Origin of the sequence: Nocardia sp. NPDC052254 (assembly GCF_040679495.1) — a bacterium.
In the GTDB taxonomy this organism is placed as follows: domain Bacteria; phylum Actinomycetota; class Actinomycetes; order Mycobacteriales; family Mycobacteriaceae; genus Nocardia.
In genome coordinates, this window is the sequence record NZ_JBFAUW010000002.1 from 464,198 (window position 1) to 478,648 (window position 14,451).

General features: G+C 65.4%; 11 protein-coding genes. 5 read left to right on the forward strand and 6 right to left on the reverse strand.

What is annotated here, in order from left to right:
• Positions 1 to 72: 72 nt before the first annotated feature.
• The 5 genes from AB0L57_RS07085 to AB0L57_RS07105 all read left to right on the forward strand — a co-directional run bounded on the left by AB0L57_RS07085 (position 73) and on the right by AB0L57_RS07105 (position 4,867).
• Positions 73 to 642, forward strand: coding sequence for a protein jag (locus AB0L57_RS07085; RefSeq protein ID WP_364958452.1), 570 nt, complete (start codon positions 73 to 75; stop codon positions 640 to 642).
• A gap of 178 nt (positions 643 to 820) precedes the next feature.
• Positions 821 to 1,507, forward strand: a complete 687-nt coding sequence (gene rsmG, locus AB0L57_RS07090; RefSeq protein WP_364959297.1) for a 16S rRNA (guanine(527)-N(7))-methyltransferase RsmG — start codon at positions 821 to 823, stop codon at positions 1,505 to 1,507.
• A gap of 354 nt (positions 1,508 to 1,861) precedes the next feature.
• Entirely contained in the window at positions 1,862 to 2,896 is a 1,035-nt protein-coding gene (locus AB0L57_RS07095; RefSeq protein ID WP_364959299.1) for a ParA family protein, read from the forward strand.
• A gap of 4 nt (positions 2,897 to 2,900) precedes the next feature.
• Positions 2,901 to 3,905, forward strand: a complete 1,005-nt coding sequence (locus AB0L57_RS07100; protein ID WP_364958454.1) for a ParB/RepB/Spo0J family partition protein — start codon at positions 2,901 to 2,903, stop codon at positions 3,903 to 3,905.
• A gap of 221 nt (positions 3,906 to 4,126) precedes the next feature.
• Positions 4,127 to 4,867, forward strand: a complete 741-nt coding sequence (locus AB0L57_RS07105) for a GNAT family N-acetyltransferase (protein WP_364958456.1) — start codon at positions 4,127 to 4,129, stop codon at positions 4,865 to 4,867.
• 60 nt (positions 4,868 to 4,927) lie between these two features.
• Here AB0L57_RS07105 and AB0L57_RS07110 read toward each other — a convergent pair whose 3' ends face one another.
• The 6 genes from AB0L57_RS07110 to murJ all read right to left on the reverse strand — a co-directional run bounded on the left by AB0L57_RS07110 (position 4,928) and on the right by murJ (position 13,591).
• Positions 4,928 to 6,124 (reverse strand): N-acetylmuramoyl-L-alanine amidase, encoded by a 1,197-nt coding sequence (locus AB0L57_RS07110; RefSeq protein ID WP_364958458.1) that lies wholly within the window; start codon positions 6,122 to 6,124, stop codon positions 4,928 to 4,930.
• A gap of 234 nt (positions 6,125 to 6,358) precedes the next feature.
• Positions 6,359 to 6,688, reverse strand: coding sequence for a thioredoxin (gene trxA / locus AB0L57_RS07115; RefSeq protein WP_364958460.1), 330 nt, complete (start codon positions 6,686 to 6,688; stop codon positions 6,359 to 6,361).
• Positions 6,689 to 6,741: 53 nt separating this feature from the next.
• Complete coding sequence (gene trxB, locus AB0L57_RS07120) at positions 6,742 to 7,728, reverse strand: thioredoxin-disulfide reductase (RefSeq protein WP_364958463.1); 987 nt, start codon at positions 7,726 to 7,728, stop codon at positions 6,742 to 6,744.
• Between the two features lie 108 nt (positions 7,729 to 7,836).
• The gene (locus AB0L57_RS07125) at positions 7,837 to 8,691 is read right to left on the reverse strand and encodes a hypothetical protein (protein ID WP_364958466.1); all 855 of its coding nucleotides are present in this window, start codon (positions 8,689 to 8,691) and stop codon (positions 7,837 to 7,839) included.
• 191 nt (positions 8,692 to 8,882) lie between these two features.
• Positions 8,883 to 9,509 (reverse strand): RNA polymerase sigma factor SigM, encoded by a 627-nt coding sequence (gene sigM / locus AB0L57_RS07130; RefSeq protein WP_364958469.1) that lies wholly within the window; start codon positions 9,507 to 9,509, stop codon positions 8,883 to 8,885.
• Positions 9,510 to 9,769: 260 nt separating this feature from the next.
• Positions 9,770 to 13,591: a murein biosynthesis integral membrane protein MurJ gene (gene murJ / locus AB0L57_RS07135; protein WP_364958473.1), complete on the reverse strand. Its 3,822-nt coding sequence runs from the start codon at positions 13,589 to 13,591 to the stop codon at positions 9,770 to 9,772.
• Between the last annotated feature and the right edge of the window lie 860 nt (positions 13,592 to 14,451).

Here is a 14,451-nt window from a genome sequence, read left to right on the forward strand (position 1 = left end):
GTCGCGGTTTACGGCTTCCCGGCGCGGTGGGCGCCGGATACGACGGATGATTCAGATTGAAGGAAACGACATATGACTGTTGAGACCGACGGAGGGGATGCCACTGTGGCCCTCGGTGTGCAGGACGATGCCGCGGTGGAAGACCGTGACGACGCGACCGCGCCGGATCCGGTCGACGCCGAGGAGGCGTTGATCGAAGAGGGTGAGATCGCGGGGGACTATCTGGAGCAGTTGCTGGACGTCCTCGACTTCGACGGCGACATCGATCTGGACGTGGAGGGAGATCGCGCGATCGTCAGCATCGACGGTGGCCGCGATCTGTCGAAGTTGGTCGGGCGCCGCGGTGAGGTCCTGGACGCGCTGCAGGAGCTGACTCGCCTGGCGGTGCAGCAGGCGACCGGTGTGCGTAGCCGCCTGATGCTGGATGTGGCGGGCTGGCGTGCCAAGCGCCGCGAGGAGTTGAGTGCGCTCGGCGCCGATGCGGCACGACGAGTTGTCGAGACGGGCAAGCCGGAATCGCTTACCGCGATGACTCCTTTCGAGCGCAAGATCGTGCACGACGCGGTCGCTGCGGTTGACGGCGTCGCCAGCGAAAGCGAGGGTGCCGAGCCGAATCGACACGTTGTCGTCATACCCGCCTGAATGATCTGAATGGGTAAGGTAGGGCCCCCGGTTCATCGGACCGGGGGCCCTACGCTTTGTGATGAGTCGAGCGGGCAGTCGCCCGCCTATCGTGGATCCCTATCGGTCCGGAAGGATGTTTCACGTGGAACGAGGCGAGGGTGTCTCTCCCCAGTACTCCCCTGGCGACGACGACGCCGTGGATCTGACACCGCCTGCCGTGGCGACGGAGGTTTTCGGCGACCGCCTTCCGCTCGCCCAGCAATACTGTGCGGCGTTGGCCACGGCCGGCGTTGAGCGCGGGCTGATCGGACCGCGTGAAGTTCCGCGGCTCTGGGATCGCCACATTCTCAACTGTGCGGTTCTCGGTGAGCTGATTCCCGTGGGCGCGTCAGTCGTGGATATCGGAAGTGGTGCCGGCTTGCCTGGGATCCCGCTCGGGATCGCGCGACCGGATCTGCGCATCACTCTCGTCGAGCCGTTGCTGCGCCGGACCAAATTCCTCGCCGAGTTCATCGAGTCCGCCGGGCTGGCGATCACCGTTGTTCGCGGCCGCGCTGAACAACCGGATGTCCGTAAGGAAGCCGGCGGTGCCGATTTCGTGACTTCGCGTGCCGTTGCTCCGCTGGGCAAGTTGGCGAAGTGGTCCCTGCCGCTGGTGCGGGAGCACGGGCACATGTTGGCACTCAAGGGATCCAGCGTCGCGGAGGAACTCGAGCGTGACCGAATGGAACTCGCGAAGGCGGGCGCGGGCCATGCCGAGATTCGCGAATGCGGTGTGGGGATCGTGTCGCCTCCGACGGTGGTGCTGAGTGTGGAGCGCGTGCCGCGAGCTGAGAAGCGAGCGAACAAAGAAGCGAGCCGTCGAGCCCGCCGCGCGGAATAGCTTCGGAGCCACCGTGTCCCCCGCCGATCGATGTTTCATGTGAAACAGCGGGCCGAGAGAGCGTTCATGCGTCCTGAATCGGTCATTCCGCGCGTGTCGAAGAGTGATTGCCGCGGTTCAACTTCCGTATTGTGTCCGGTGCTGGCAAGCTAGTTGTCGTCGAGCGTGAGCGCGGATTCGCGGTTCCCGGCGGCTCGTTCGGTGCGGATACGGCACGTCGGTTGATGTCAGATCTCGGAGTGGATCAGCACTCGCAGGGAGATGGCTGTGAACCCACCGCGTTCAGCTTGTTCGAACCAGCGGCGCCGGAGCTGCCTGGGCACGTGTCTTGAAGTTCTCGGGTTAGGAGCCTGTATGTCGAATCGTCCGGCGAATGTTTCACGGGAAACAACGTCCCGCGTGCCCGGAATGCTGGACAGTGGCAGCCTCGGTGGGGATGAGTACTCCAAGACTGGATTCGGGGACATCTCTGCGGCCGAGACGCCGATCGCCGCCGAGGCGGAGCGGGCCAGTCAGGTCCTGCATCCTGGGTCGCTGAATATCCCCAAGCCTCGGGAGCAGCGCGTCATCACGATCGCCAATCAGAAGGGCGGGGTCGGTAAGACCACGACGGCGGTCAATCTCGCTGCCGCTCTTGCGTTGCAGGGGATGACGGTCCTCGTCATCGATCTCGACCCGCAGGGCAACGCCAGTACCGCGCTCGGGGTCGAACATCACTCCGGAGTGCCGTCGAGCTACGAACTGCTCATCGGTGAAATCTCTGTGCAGGAGGCCATTCAGCGCAGCCCGCACAACGAACGTTTGCTGTGTGTCCCGGCGACGATCGATCTCGCCGGTGCGGAAATCGAGTTGGTATCGATGGTCGCGCGAGAAGGTCGGCTGAAGGTGGCGATCCAGGAAGCCAATCTGGCCGGCTACGAGATCGACTACGTGATGATCGACTGCCCTCCCTCGCTCGGTCTGCTGACCGTCAATGCGATGGTGGCGGCCAAGGAGGTCATGATCCCGATCCAATGCGAGTACTACGCACTGGAGGGCGTCGGTCAGCTGTTGCGCAACATCGGTCTGGTCCAGGCGCACCTCAATCCCGCGCTGCACGTGTCGACCGTGGTTCTCACCATGTATGACGGACGGACCAAGCTCGCCGATCAGGTTGCGGAAGAGGTGCGCGCCCACTTCGGCGATGCGGTGTTGAAGTCGGTGATTCCCCGAAGTGTGAAGGTGTCCGAGGCGCCGGGATTCGGTATGACCGTTCTCGATTACGACCCGGGTTCTCGTGGTGCGATGAGTTATCTCGACGCAGGACGCGAAATCGCTGCCCGCTCGGTGGCGATGGATTCGGGCGCCCCGGCAGGTCCCGCTGGTGCAGCACAGGAAAGGGGTCGGTAGGCCGATGAGTCAGGCGAAGAAGGGTGGATTGGGGCGCGGGTTGGCCGCGTTGATCCCCACCGGTCCGACCGAGGTGCAGGGTCTGGGAAGTGCGGCGGCCAATGCGGTCATCGGACTGGATCCGATCGGACCGCATCCCGCATCGGCCTATCTGCATCGGGTGCCCGATGCAGCCGAGGAGTCCGTCGCGGGCGCGGTGTATCGAGAAATTCCGCCCGATCAGATCGAGCGGAATCCCAAACAGCCGCGCCAGGTTTTCGAAGAAGACGCACTCGCCGAACTCGTCCATTCGGTACGGGAATTCGGGCTGATGCAGCCGATCGTGGTGCGTGCGCTCGAGTCCTCCCCCGCACCGCGATATCAGTTGGTGATGGGCGAGCGCCGGTGGCGCGCCTGTCAGGAAGCCGGCCTGGAGACCATTCCGGCCATCGTGCGCGATACCACCGACGACGCCATGCTGCGCGATGCGTTGTTGGAGAACATTCACCGCGTGCAGCTGAATCCCCTCGAAGAGGCGGCGGCTTATCAGCAGTTGCTGGAGGAGTTCGGTGTCACCCACGAGGAACTGGCGAATCGGATCGGTCGATCCCGACCGGTCGTCACGAATATGATTCGTCTGCTGAAGTTGCCGATTCCGGTCCAGCGCCGGGTGGCGGCGGGCGTGCTGTCGGCCGGGCATGCGCGTGCCCTACTCGGACTTGATGCCGGTGCCGAGGCGCAGGAGCGGTTGGCCGAGCGCATCGTCGCGGAGGGTCTGTCGGTCCGTGCGACCGAGGAGGCCGTCACTCTCACCAACCGCTATCCCGAGGATGAACCGAAACCGTCCCCGAAGCGGAAGCCGATTTATGCCCCCGGTTTGGACAAGGTGGCGGAACGACTCGCCAACTCGTTCGACACTCGAGTGACTGTGAGCATGGGCAAGAAGAAGGGCAGGATCGTCGTCGAATTCGGTTCGGTGGACGATCTGGAACGCATAGTCGGGATGATGGAACAACAGCAGCTGGGATAACGAATTTCGAGCCGAAATTCGTCGTGATCAGGTAGATGTCGGAGCCTCGGCAAGAAACGTCACTGTGACGCCGATGTTTTTTCGGGCCGGACCCGAGTGTGCCGCCACCGATAAGGGATGGGAAATGAGGCGTTCGCTTTGATCGCATATTCTTGCTGGCGAGATGATGTTGATGCGGCGTGAGCATAGATGAATCGGAAAGCTGGAGGCTGAGCAGAGCGGTGTCGACCAGCGTGACCGCACTAACCCTCGGCGGACTGGACCAACTCCCGGCGCATGCGCGTCGATGTGTGTTCTGGGAGATCGATCCGGCCGTGGCGGCGGATTCCCGGGAATTCAGCGATCCCGTCTTCGAAAAGGAGGCGTGGCTGTCCACAGTCCTGCTCGAGTGGGGATCGTGCGGGCAGATCGCGCTCGTCGATGGGCAGCCGGCCGGATGCGCGTTGTATGCCCCGCCGAGCGCGGTTCCACGTGCAACGTTGTTCCCCACCTCCCCCGTGAGCCCGGACGCGGTCCTGTTGACCACCCTGCGGGCCGAACAACCACACAATGATGGCGACATAGCCAATCGACTGATGCAGGCCGTGGTCGGCGATCTGATGCGTCGTGGTGTGCGGGCGATCGAGGCATTCGGAATCCGGAGTGACCCGGCGGCCACGGCGCTGCCGGCTCGCGGATTGAAGTCGATGTTCTTCATGGAACGTATCGACAGCCCGGCCCAGAGCATCGCTTCGGCGCCCCGGCAGCGGGTGAACACCGTCTGCTCACCGGAGACCTGCATGATCGAAGCCGAGTTCCTGGAGGACGTGGGCTTCTCGGTCGTGGCCCCGCATCATCGGTTCCCGCGGTTGCGGCTCGAACTCGACAGTGATCATCTCTGGAAGGAAGACGTCGAGCGTGCGCTGGACCAGCTCCTGGCCGCGGCGGCGATGCAGGCTCAGCCGAGTGTGATCTGTCACTGACTGGACCGAACGAAAGAAGGCCCCGGATGCGAATCCGGGGCCTTCGACGTTTTGCGGTGCCTACACGCGGTCAGCGGCAGCCAGCTCCTCGGCCAGCAGCTCGGCGAATGTGTAGGTACCCGTTGGCTGATCGTCCTGGCCGAGCAGATACAGCCGCTTCACCGAGATGAGGATCGCCTCGGCGATCACATCGCGCATCCGGGGATTGGTCAGCACAGAGGCGTCGTATTCGTTTGTCAGATACCCGATATCGACCTGTACGGTCGGCATCTTCGTGAGGCGCAGCAGATCCCAGGTACGTGAGTGTGTGCGGCAGTCCTGCAGGGAGGTCCGGGCCACGATCTCACGCTGAATGAAACCGGCGAGAACCTGACCGATCATCGATACCGATCCGTGCGAATTGCCGAAGTGGAAGCTGGCGACTCCGCCGGCGGAGGTGCTGAGATTCGCGGCACAGCGCAGCGAGATCATCAGATCCGCATCGAAGGTGTTGGAGGTTTCGGCGCGCTCGGCATCGGTGGGATTGGAGCCCCACGGGCGAGAGAGAAAGGTCTCCATTCCGGTGGCGGCCATGCGGCCCTCCAACCGGCTCGCGAGATCCCAGAGAATCTCCGACTCGTACACATCGCCGAATTCGGTGGGGACCGCCAAACCCATGTCGTCACCGCCCATTCCGGGGTCGATGACGATGCGCTTACCGGTGAGCTGCGGCCCGGCGCGATGGACGACCTCTTCTTCCGCGATTCGATGCGGGTTTCCACCGGTGACGCGGGCACCCAGCAGCTCCAGCGAACGCAGTGTGTCCGGACCACAGATTCCGTCGGCAGCCAGGCCGATCTCACGTTGGAAAGCGGTCAGCGCCTCATGGGTGTGCGGACCGAAGTACCCGTCGATGCGATGGACATAGAAGCCCAGATCCTGCAGACGCCGTTGCAGGGTGGCAACATCGTCGCCGTACAGGGGCGCCGACAGCTGGTAGATGAGCGTGCGCGCACCGAGCCGGTAGGAGGCTTCCTTGAGGGCGCGGTAGGTGGCGGGGCCGACCACACCGTCCACGAGTAGTCCGCGTTGCTGCTGGAAAGCCCGTACGGCCGAATCGAGTTCGGGGTCGAAGACGGCGTCGGAATCCTTCCAGTACTCCCCCGGCCCGGCGGACCGGGCGGTTCCGTGTGGATGTGGGTGGAACCCCAGACTTGCCAGGTTGCTCCGGACCTCAGCGACGGCTGGACCAGTATCGCCGTGACGAAGTCGGTGCATGTGTGAGAGCCCTTTCCTTCCGCCAACCGGGTACCCGCTGAGGCGACGGCACACACCCTCGCACGACCGGAGCGTCGGTCGATTGTCTCAGACCCGAACCGAATTTCGGCAATTCTCCGGGTGCCGAAATAGTACACAGCTATCGTCGCCCGGTCCGACTACTGGTGAAACCGCACCGAGCCCCGGCGTCGACAGCGCTCGCGACGCTGCCGGCCGGGGCCGGACGAGGACGACTCAGATGATGCCGTCGAGTTCGCGCAGCAGTGCTGCCTTACCCTTCGCACCTACGATGCGCTTGGCTTCCTTACCACCGGAGAACAGGATCATCGTCGGCAGGGACAACACGCCGTAGTCGCGGGAGCTGGTCGGATTGGCATCCGCATCGACCTTGGCGACGGTCAGTTTGTCGGAATGCGCCGCGGCGATCTCCTCCAGAACGGGGGCGACCATCTTGCACGGACCGCACCAGGTGGCCCAGAAGTCGACGAGCACCGGCTTGTCACTGCCCAGCACATCCTGTTCGAAGGTGGCGTCGGTGACGGTCTTGGTGGCGGTTTCGGACATGGTCGATCTCCTAGCGGTTTTCTGTGACGCGATATGCGATGGGCTCGGGTGGATCAGCCGGCGGTGACTTCCACCGGGTTACCGGCGTGATCGAGCGTGTTGCTGGTGATGTCGCCCTTGTCGGCGAGCCAGCGTTCGGCATCGATCGCGGAACGGCAGCCGGTCCCGGCGGCGGTGATGGCTTGCCGATAGGTGTGATCCACCAGGTCACCTGCGGCGAATACGCCCTCGAGCGAGGTCGCGGTGCTGGGCTCACGCACCTGCACATAACCCTCGGCATCGAGATCGACCTGGCCCCGGACCAATTCACTACGCGGATCGTGTCCGATCGCCACGAACAGGCCGGTGGCGGCCAGCTCGGAGGTTTCGCCGGTCTTGGTATCGCGCAGGGTGAGACTCGTCACCGCGGTGTCGCCGTGCACCTGCACGACCTCGGAGTTGAGGCGGAAGCGGATCTTCTCGTTCGACTTCGCCCGCTCGAGCATGATGCGGGAAGCCCGGAACTCCTCGCGGCGATGGACAATCGTCACGCTGGAAGCGAATTTGGTGAGGAAGGTCGCTTCCTCCATCGCGGAATCGCCACCGCCGACCACGACGATGTCCTGGCCCTTGAAGAAGAATCCGTCACACGTCGCGCAGGCGCTGACGCCGCGGCCGAGCATTTCCTGCTCCCCCGGCACGCCCAGATAGCGCGCGGCCGAACCCATTGCCAGGATGATCGCGTAGGCCTGGTAGACCTCGCCACCGACGGTGACCGACTTGATCGGGCCGGACAGATCGATCGCCTCGACATCCTCGGTGCGGATATCGGCGCCGAAGCGCTTGGCCTGCTCACGCATCTCGTCCATCAGATCGGGGCCCATGATGCCGTCGCGGAAGCCGGGGAAGTTCTCCACCTCGGTCGTCGTCATCAGCGCACCACCGAATTGGGTGCCCTCGAACAGCAGGGGTTCGAGTTCGGCCCGGGCGGCGTAGACAGCGGCGGTGTAGCCGGCGGGGCCGGAGCCGACAATGATCAGATCGCGAACAGGCGTACTCATGGTGCCCTTCCGAAGAGAGTTCAACAGGCGTGTCGGTCAACAACAGCGTAAACGCAGTTGTTCCCGGCGCCGGCCGGCTGTGGCGGACGGCGCTCTTCCCGCGATCGGCTAGCCGATATCGCGAATTTGGAAGATCTGCGGATCCGCCGGGCCACAACCGACCCCGACCACGAGTGCTGTGATCTTCGGGGGACGGGGGCCGGTCAGCAGGATCAGAATGGCAGGCTCACCGCGGAAGGTGGCATTCGTCGAGCCGAGGACGGTGCGGTTGGGTAACGCGGCTTTCACACAGCTCGCCATGGCGCCGGTGCTCGCGAGCGGACCGGTGACATCGTTGCGCCCCAGCACGTTGAGCACTGTGCCCGAGGACATGTCGTCGTCGAGCGGCATCGCGGTTGTGGGTTTGGCGGGCAACGCATTCGGTGTCACCGGACGATCCCGCAGAGCATCGACCGCGACCAGGCTGCCCGCGACGACCGCAACCGCCGCGGCGGCCGCGGTGAGCCAGCGCCAGCGCTTCGTGCGGTGGAGATCCAGGGATATCGGTGGCGCGGCGTCGTCCTCCATCGAGGTGGTGGCCGCGGGGTCGAACATTTCGGGTGGTTCGTCGAGGACCGGCATCGGTCGGGTGGACGGGGGTTCGTCGTCGCGATCGATGCCGTACAGGTGATGCACGGTCGCGTCGGGTTGCGGTGGCTGCTCCCCTCGCGCCAGCTCGTCGAGCAGTGCGTCCAGCCGGGCGGCGACGTTCGTGGGGATCGGATGCAGGATCCGATCGTCCTCGCTCAAGGCACGCAGGTGAGTGGTGACGCCGTCGAGCGAGTGCAGGAAATTCACGGCCTCGGGGTCCTGGCGAACCTGCGGCCACAGGATCTCGGCCTGATCCGCGGGGACGTTGTCGGCATGCAGATCGGCCAGCAGGTCGGTGGAGAACGGAGGTTGCGGGACTGATCGGGCTGCCATCACACCTCCCGTGTCCCCTGCGTCGGCCCGCAGCGCAGAACGGCGTCGCCGTGTGGCGAATTCGCCCTTGTCGTCCATCGCCTCTCCGGGTCCGGCCTCATGATGTGGTACTCGCACTCACTTCGTATCGCAACATCGCGAGAGGAATGCACACGAGTATCTGGTCGTCTGTTAGTAATGACGCTTCCCGGCTACGTCCGGTTCCCTGGATTGCGCAAGAAATCCAACTCCTGCTCCAGGCGTTTACGTCCACGTGCGCAGCGGCTTTTGATCGTCCCCTCTGCGACGCCCAGCAACTGCGCCGCTTCCGCTACCGTATACCCTTCCATGTCGATCGCAACCAACGCCGCTCGCTGATCGGGAGGCAAGGTGAACAGCGCTGCGGCGACCACCATTTTCACCTCACGGCGGGCGATGTCGTCGCGTTCGGTCGCCGGTTCCGGGACGGATTCGTCGGACAGCGAGGTGCTCGGCCGAGACTTGTTGCGCCGCATACGATCCAGGCACGCATTGACCACGATGCGATGCAACCAGCTGCGGACCTCCGCCTCACCGCGGAACGAAGCGGCGTTGCGATGGGCCGACAGCAGGGCCTCCTGTAGCGAATCCGCCGCGTCCTCAGGGGTGTGGCAGGTGCGTAATGCCAACTGCCACAGCCGGTTGTAGTGGCGGCGGAAGAGAATTCCGAATGCGTCGCGATTGCCCCCGACGTGGGCGGTGAGCAATTCGAAATCGCTCGACTCGTCCGGATCGATCGAACGCGGGCGGACGGCAGACGGCTCGGATGTCCCCCCACCGGTGATCGCTTCGAACGACACACATACCCCTTGGACAGCGCTCACGGCGACCATGTTCATACACCTGAACAGGCCGAATACTTCGCATCATCCAGGACCGAGACACCAGATCCCAGGAAGCTCCCCTGCTGAGAGCGCGCTGTGCATCATATCGCCGGTCACGAATCGGTAGCAACCAGAGCGAGCGTAAGTGATGACTCGATGGCCAAAGTTGACCGGAAAGTCCGAATCATGGTGTGGCACCGGCCTTGCGAGTGCGCGTGCCCCATGCCCTCGAGGCGCTACGGCGCTGCTTCGAAGTGGATGTCGCCGAGGGAGGTCTGGAACTGGCCGCCATTGTTGGCCAGCTGCGTGATCCAGATCAGGACATAACGAGCGGGCTGATCGGACTGGACGGGGATCGAAGTGGTTCCGTCGGCCAGGGTGGCCTGGCCGACGAGCTGGGTCTGATCCAGGGTGGGTACGGCGGTGGGCGAGGTCCGCACCTCGACGACCGTGCCCGGTGATGCGGAATCGACGACGACCTTGCTGATCTTGCTGGGACCGGGGAGCGTGGCAAGCACCCCGATCCCCTTCTTCAGTGCCGGAAACTGCTGGAAGTACTGATCGGTGTGCCAGGTCGTGGTGGGATTTCCGTCCAGCAATGCCGACACGCTGCCGGGGCTGTCCGGGGTGCCCTCCGGGGAGTACACGGTGACACCCGTGGCCTGGACGGGTGTGCCCTCGGCCGTGGTCGGAGCAGCGCCGGCCACCGGCGGACCCGGGACCGCAGGCGCGACACTGGCTGTGGTCAAACCGAGTTTGCGCTGTTCGTTCAGCGGTTCGTCGGACGAGCTCGGAGCAAAGATACTGAGCAGCCACCAGATGATCACGCCGACCACCAGTGCGGCCAGCACGCCCAGACCCACCAGGATCCACAACATCCGCTGTGAGCGTTCGCGCTCGGCAGCGAGCAGTTCGGGATCGGCGAGCGATTCGTCCGGATTGGCAACCGCACGCTGCCCCAGCCGTAGCACCGGGATGAAGTCGGTCTTCTGATCGACGACAGACGCCTGCTCGAGGACGTGCTGCACGGTCGCAGCCGTGCGAACGCCCTTGTCCGCCTCCAATGAACGCACCGCCACCGCGGAGATCTCGAACGGGACCTCCGGGCGTATCTGGCGCGGCTCCACCGGCGAACCGTCGTTACCGAAATCGGCCAGCGCCAGACCACCCACGGTGGCCGCCGCGCCGGTGACACCGCCGGTGCGGATCGGCCAGCGTGCGGTGATCAGCGCATAGAGCATTGCGCCCAGACCACGCACATCCGATTGCGCATCGGAATCGGCCAGCGTGCCCGGGAAGGCGAGCACCGCGTCACCCGAAGCACTGATCCGGATCCGATCGGGACTGTCGATGGACAGTGAGCCGCCGCCGCGATGAGCCAGTTCGGCTGCGGCGGCCAGCGCACGAATCGCGCGGGCCGCGCCGATGGGCGACGGACTGGTTTCGGCCATCTCACGCAGCGAGCGACCCGGGGTCCACTCGGCCACGACGATGCCGCCCGAACTACCGCGGACCACATCGAGGACCCGGGCCAAGCCCGAGGAATTGATGCGGCCCAGCCGGAGAGTGCGGGAGAGAATGGCCTGCGGACCGTCGTGGCCCGGGTTGTCCGCGGCCTTCTGATCGGCGTCGACGAAGGTGAGCGCCACCTCGCGGTCGAGCTTCACATCCAATGCCTGCCAGAACCGCAGTCCGCGTGCGCCGCCGTGGTCGGCGAGCAGGCGGTAGCGGCCACCGGCCACCGAGGCACCGGGGATGAGTTTGGGGCCGCGTGGAACGCGCCGCGAGGGCGCATCCACCCGCATCGGCGGCATCTCGGGCGATACGACCGGCAACATGCCGGTGTCGTATGCCGGATCGCGCCCCGGCCCGCCCGGGATCGGCGCCGGATCACCGACGACCTCCTGGGGGGCCTCCGCGCCGTGCGCTGCGGGCGAGCCCTGCTCCACACGGTCGTCCGGATCGAACTCGGGCACGGCCTGGGCCTGCGAGTTCCCCGGATGGTCGGAGATGGAATCCGAAGTGCGGTCGGCCGGCGGAACTCTCCCGGGCGGGACGTCGTCGGTGCGCACTGCGCCTGCCTCATCGGCAGCCTCGGCGGAAGGCTGACCTTCCGCCGCGTCGTCGCTCACCCTCGCTCCTCCTTCGCCCTGATATGTCGAAGTCCGTTGTCCCGGTGCAGCACCGGTATTTGCGTTTCCTTGCCGAACAGGGTACGGGAACTCGCCCTGACCGGTGCGGTCAACGGCATTTGGACGGATCACCGGCAACACCATGGTCTGAGCATCGGTGTACGGGTCATAGCTGTAGTAGTACGGAGTGGCCGCGAGCTCGGGGCGAGGTAGCACGGTGGTTTCGTGCATATCCGCGGCCGGCTGGTCGAGTCCCAGATCCGGTGCCGGCGGGGTGAAACCGAGTCGACGCGACACCGCGACGGTGAGCGCGACGATCTCCGGAATACCGGCCAGGCGCATCAGGCCGAAGGCGACGCCGAACATCACGATCGCGTCCAGACCCACCCGGACCACCGACATCAGCCCGCCGTCCAAGCGGGACAAGCCGAGTACCTGATCGATGATCAAGGTCACCGCCGCACCGGCGACCGACGCCAGCACGACCCGGGTGATGGTCCGGCCCACATTGGCCATCCGGAGATCGCCGAGACTGCGATGCAGCAGCCAGCCGCCGATCACGGCACCGGTCACGAAGCCCAGACCATTGGCGACACCCAGCGCGATGACCACGTGGTCATCGCCGAAGAACACCGGGGTGAGCAGCGACAGCACGATCTTGACGCCGGTGATGCCCAGGATGATCCAGGTCGGGGTCCAGGCCTGCTCCCGGGCGTAGAACACCCGCAGGTGGATCAGCACCAGCGCGTAGGGAATCAGTGTGAAGGCCGACCAGGACACCGCCTCGCCCAGGCGCCCGGCGTCCGCGCTGCCGAAATGTCCATAGCCGTAGAGCGCCTGACCGATCTGCGGACCGGCGATGGTGAGGAAGGTGACCACCGGGACCAGGGAGATCATTGTCAGGCGGGTGGCATCACCGAGGTCGTCGACCACTGCGGGATTGTCGTCGGCGGCGGCATTGCGGCTCAGCCGCGGCATGATCGCGGTCAGCAACGTGACGCCGAGAACGCCGTACGGGAGCTGCAACAGCAGCCAGGCATTCTGGTAGATCGTCGGGCCCGCCACATCGGCGTGGGAGGAAACGCGGGTGGCGATCGTCCAGCCGATCTGGCTGATGAACACGTACAGGATGATCGCCGCGCCCATGCCGGCGAACTGCTTCAGCCGGGCATCCACACCCCACAGCGGACGCAGATCGATACCGAGGCGTCGGATGGCAGGCAGCAGACTGGCCATCTGCACGATGACACCGACCGTCACGCCGAGGCCGAGTACCAACAGTTTCGGATCACCCATCCGGACCGGATCGAGGCTGATCTCTCCCGGCGTGACGGCGTACAGAATCAGCACCGTCAGCACGACCAGGTTGTTCAGTACCGGTGCCCACGCACCCGGTTTGAAAACTTGGTGGGTGTTCAGAATCGCCATCAGCAGGCCGGACATCCCGTAGAAGAGGATGGCCGGCAACAAGAGGAATGCCAGCGCTGTGGTCAGCGCGGTATTCACCTTGCCGTCGTTGGACAGGAAAATGTGGGTGGTCATCACCGGGGCCGCGGAGACCGCGAGCACGGTTCCGATCGCAAGAACGGTGAACGCGGCGGTCATCAGGCGGCGGACGAAGGCGGCGCCGCGGTCCGGATCCTCCTTCTCCGCCCGGACCAGGGTAGGCACCACGATGGCTGTCAGCACCGCACCGAGCAGCAGCTCGGAAATCATTGTCGGAATCGTGCTCGAGACGGTGAACGCACTGGCGATGGCCGGACCGAGCACCGTGACCAGCAACAACTGCTTGGCGAAGCCGGTGATACGGCTGACCAGTGTGGCGACCGCGATGGAACCCGAATCGCTGATCAGCTGCGCGTTCGACGATCGTTCCGGTTCCCGCTCGATCACCGCCTGCTGGGCGGTGCGGGGGTTCGACCGCACCGGCGCGGGTTCGGATCTCGCCGGACCGGAACGTGGCCCTTCGGGTTTGGGGCCGATCGGGCGTCGCGCGGGGCCGCGTGGGGACGGCGCGGGCTCGCCCGGTGGAATCTGGCGTGGCATCGCACGCTCCGGCCGAGGTCCGCGCGGGACCTGATCGACCGGACCACTCGGTGGACCGGGCGGATACGAGCGCTGCGACGGCTGGTCGGCCGGTGGACGACCGGGCTGTGGCGGTCGCGGCCCGCCGGCTCGAGGTGCCGCCGGCTGGGATCGTGGCGGCCTGTTCCCCGGTTGATCAGGTGGTGGGACCTGGCGAAAGGGCTCACTCGGCGGCATCCTGCGCTGCGATCCGCTTGGCGGAGCCTGACGGCGAGGTGGATTTCGGCGAGCCGGATCCTGCCCCGGAGGGTGTTGCGGACCCGCGCCCGGCGGAGTCTGTCGCATGGGGGCGCTGGGCGGAGCCTGGCGGCGTGGTGGGTTCGGTGGCATCGGCCGCGGACGGTTCGGCCCGGGATCCCGGCCCTGGGAAATCTGCGGAATGGCACCGCTGGCAGGTCGACGAGGATCGGTGGGAGGAACGGGACGGCCGTCGTTCGGCAGGCGTCGAATCGGACCCGCGGCGTTCGGTACGGCACCGTTGGCCCCCGACTGCGGCATCGACGGATCGGGAACGATTCGACGCGGTCCACGCTCCCACGGCGCGGCGGGGGTCCGCCGCGGATGCTGATCGTCGTCGGCCTGATCGGGCACGACGGGGTCGTCGTACTCGGTCACCTGACCTCCGGTCTGCTGATCGTCGGCTGGTCGGCACAGTAAGCCGCTACGCGATTGTCGCTCACTGTGCCTGGTGTTTTGCGGGG

What these genes read in the sequence shown, in the direction of transcription:
- AB0L57_RS07085 (WP_364958452.1), top strand. Translation starts at nt 73, where the DNA reads ATGACTGTTGAGACCGACGGAGGGGATGCCACTGTGGCCCTCGGTGTG.
- AB0L57_RS07095 (WP_364959299.1), top strand. Translation starts at nt 1,862, where the DNA reads ATGTCGAATCGTCCGGCGAATGTTTCACGGGAAACAACGTCCCGCGTG.
- AB0L57_RS07100 (WP_364958454.1), top strand. Translation starts at nt 2,901, where the DNA reads ATGAGTCAGGCGAAGAAGGGTGGATTGGGGCGCGGGTTGGCCGCGTTG.
- AB0L57_RS07110 (WP_364958458.1), bottom strand. Translation starts at nt 6,124, where the DNA reads ATGCACCGACTTCGTCACGGCGATACTGGTCCAGCCGTCGCTGAGGTC.
- trxA (WP_364958460.1), bottom strand. Translation starts at nt 6,688, where the DNA reads ATGTCCGAAACCGCCACCAAGACCGTCACCGACGCCACCTTCGAACAG.
- trxB (WP_364958463.1), bottom strand. Translation starts at nt 7,728, where the DNA reads ATGAGTACGCCTGTTCGCGATCTGATCATTGTCGGCTCCGGCCCCGCC.
- AB0L57_RS07125 (WP_364958466.1), bottom strand. Translation starts at nt 8,691, where the DNA reads ATGGCAGCCCGATCAGTCCCGCAACCTCCGTTCTCCACCGACCTGCTG.